The 2813-nt window shown below is 63.5% G+C and carries 2 protein-coding genes; one reads left to right on the top strand and one right to left on the bottom strand.

Features of this window, described 5'->3' with window-relative positions:
- Nucleotides 1-1736: glycogen debranching N-terminal domain-containing protein (locus WCA53_RS00360; protein WP_423904036.1), on the bottom strand; the 1736-nt coding region annotated here is incomplete at its 3' end.
- Between the two features lie 194 nt (nt 1737-1930).
- Here WCA53_RS00360 and WCA53_RS00355 point away from each other — a divergent pair.
- Nucleotides 1931-2737, top strand: a complete 807-nt coding sequence (locus WCA53_RS00355; protein ID WP_423904033.1) for a sulfite exporter TauE/SafE family protein — start codon at nt 1931-1933, stop codon at nt 2735-2737.
- Nucleotides 2738-2813 lie beyond the last annotated feature (76 nt).

The following is a 2813-nucleotide window of genomic DNA, read 5'->3' as shown; positions in this document are numbered from 1 at the left end:
CCGCGGGTTCGCTCGACCAGTCCGAATGCCAGCAAGTGCCCGGCATTGGACGCCAACACGCGACACAAGTCGCCCTTGCCATCGAGTGCAATGCCGTAGAACTCCGACTCCGGCATCCAGAACATGGCTTCCACGCGTTCCCGAATGTGTTGCGCGCGCTTCTCGAACGCGTCGGCGTCCTCGGGAGCGCCACGGTGCCGGGAGAAACGGGCCATGGTCGCGAACGCCGTCGATGCGTACGCCTGGACCTCGACCAGCGAAATCGGCCCGACGGGAAAACTGCCGTCGGCGTGGAACACGGAGTCGCCGCTGTCCTTCCAGCCCTGGTTCGCAAGCCCCGCTTCGGTCGCGCGCTGGTAGCTCAGCAAGCCGAATTCATTCGTGTCGCAATGGCGGGCGATCCATTGGCCGGCGAGTTGCAACGCGGGCCACAATTCGTCGATCAGCGCCATGTCGCCGGTTCGCTCGGCATAGGCGCCGGCGAGCGCGACGAACAGTGGCGTGCTGTCGACGCCGCCGTAGTACATCGCGAACGGCACTTCTCCGGTCGCGGCCATTTCGCTGTTGCGGGTCTCGTGCATGATCTTGCCGATTTCGGCATCGCGGAACGCCGAATCTTCGCGCGCCTGATGCGCCGCCAGGAACCGCAACACGCCGCGCGCCAGCGACGGATCGATCCACAACATCTGTAGCGACGTAATGATGGCGTCGCGCCCGAACGCGGTCGAAAACCACGGGATGCCGGCATACGGATACGGTCCCGTTTCGAGATCGGTCGTCAGCAGGCCGAGATCGGCCAGCGACCGGTCGATCCATTCGCTGAACAACGGGTTGCTCGAACGCACCCGGGCAGCAGATCTACGGCGCTCCCGCATCCGCCGATGCGCGTCCACGAGGGCCTCCCGGATGGCCGGCCGGCCCGATTCCGGCGCGCATTCAGCGCCTTCTTCGGCGATCTTCTTGCTTGCATCGCTCGCATCGCTCAACGCACGCGTGATGGATGTCACCGACAAGTAAATGGACATCGCCGTTTCCGACTGGATGCGCAACACGTAGTCGGCGCGGCCGGTGGTCAGCGAATTGGGCGCGGGCGAAAACTGGATGCGTGCGGTTCGCTCCACTTCATCGAGGCCCGTGTAACGAAGCACGACCTCGCCATCTTCGATGCAGGGCTCGCGCATGGAACCGCGCTTGGGGCGCGTGGAACCGCGCACTTCGAACATATCGTGGAAATCGGCGGCGAACGTAATGGACAGCGGCACCGTCGCCGGTTCCGTACCGTAGTTGGTGAGCACGATGGCTTCATGCAGCACCTGGCGCGACAGCACCCGTCGCCTTTCGACGTGAATCACGCCTTCGGGCGTGTTCGCACCGCCTATGGGCGGCAGCGGCCGGTTGGTCAGATGCGCGGTGAAAACGGCGTTGTCGCTGGAGACGCTGCCTGAGAGCAGGGACGGCGCACGCCCGCCGAATGTCAGCAGCAGTTGGGACAACACGCGGGTGTCGTTGACAAACAGGCCGTCATCGATGCCACGAATGTCGCCATTGGCGTCATTGACCACGAAGGTGTTGCCCGCCTTGAGCACGAACTGCCGTTCGTTCGCGACACTGGCGTGCTCATTCGCGATGAACGCACCGTCCGCGACTGCAGAGAGCGTTGATGGCGTCGATGGCGCAACCTCGCGGACACCGGGCGCGTTGCGGACGTCTTCACGCGTATCGCCCTGATCGGTCATTGGCTGCTTTGCTTCTCGCTGTTCTTTCGTATCCATTACATTTCCTGAGAAAGAGTTGCGCGGACCGGCGTTCGGCGATTGTACGACCGTCGCCGGTGAATTCAATTTGCGCGCGCTCGGAGCGAGCGCGCGGCGGACCCGCTATCATCGACCGTTTTTCGACCCACGCGGTTTCAACCGGTGCTCCTTGCGGCATGTCCTTTCCACACATCGATTTACTTTATTCAGTCTCCGGCCTGGGCGTTGGTTTCCTCGTCGGTCTTACTGGCGTAGGCGGCGGCTCGCTGATGACGCCGTTGCTCGTGCTCCTGTTCGGCATTCATCCGGCCACTGCTGTCGGTACTGATTTGCTGTACGCGGCCGCGACCAAGGCGACGGGGACGCTGGTCCATGGCATCAAGGGTTCCGTGGACTGGCGCATTACGGGCCGGCTTGCTGCCGGCAGCGTGCCGGCAGCCGTGATCACTTTGTTCCTGCTCAACCGATACGGCCTCAACACGCCCGGCGCGGCTCGCGTGATCCAGCTGGTGCTTGGCTACGCGCTGCTGGTGACCGCCGTCTCGCTCATCTTTCGTCCGCAACTCGCCCGGCTCGCCTATAAAGCCGGTACGGCGCGCGCGGCGAACGCGTCGACCCGCGAAGGAAGCACCGTGGCCTGGACCGTGCTTACCGGTGCGGTCCTTGGTGTGCTGGTGTCGATTACCTCGGTCGGCGCGGGCGCAATCGGCATCACTGTCCTGTTGCTTCTCTACCCCCGGTTGTCGACGGTGCGCATTGTTGGCTCTGATGTCGCGCACGCCGTTCCGCTAACGTTGATCGCGGGTACGGGCCACTGGATGCTGGGTTCGGTCGACTGGCACCTGCTGGTTTCGTTGCTCGTTGGCTCGCTACCGGGAATCGTGGTTGGGAGCCTTTTGTCGTCGAAGGCGCCGGAGGCTCTTTTGCGCAATGTATTGGCGGCGACGTTGATCCTCGTTGGGGTGAAACTGGCGTTTAGCTGAAGTTTGGATGTGTTCGTGCGACGAGTTCGATAGTAGTCGCGGGGGATGACGAATTCCAGGGGGAGCGGGTGGGGGG

Source organism: Caballeronia sp. (assembly GCF_049581465.1).
In the GTDB taxonomy this organism is placed as follows: Bacteria; Pseudomonadota; Gammaproteobacteria; order Burkholderiales; family Burkholderiaceae; genus Caballeronia.
Note: the sequence above shows the minus strand (reverse complement) of the source record. Positions and strands in the feature narration are given on the sequence as shown.

Bases quoted from the DNA above. Each gene is read 5' to 3' on its own strand.
- WCA53_RS00355 (WP_423904033.1), top strand. From the start codon at position 1,931: ATGTCCTTTCCACACATCGATTTACTTTATTCAGTCTCCGGCCTGGGC.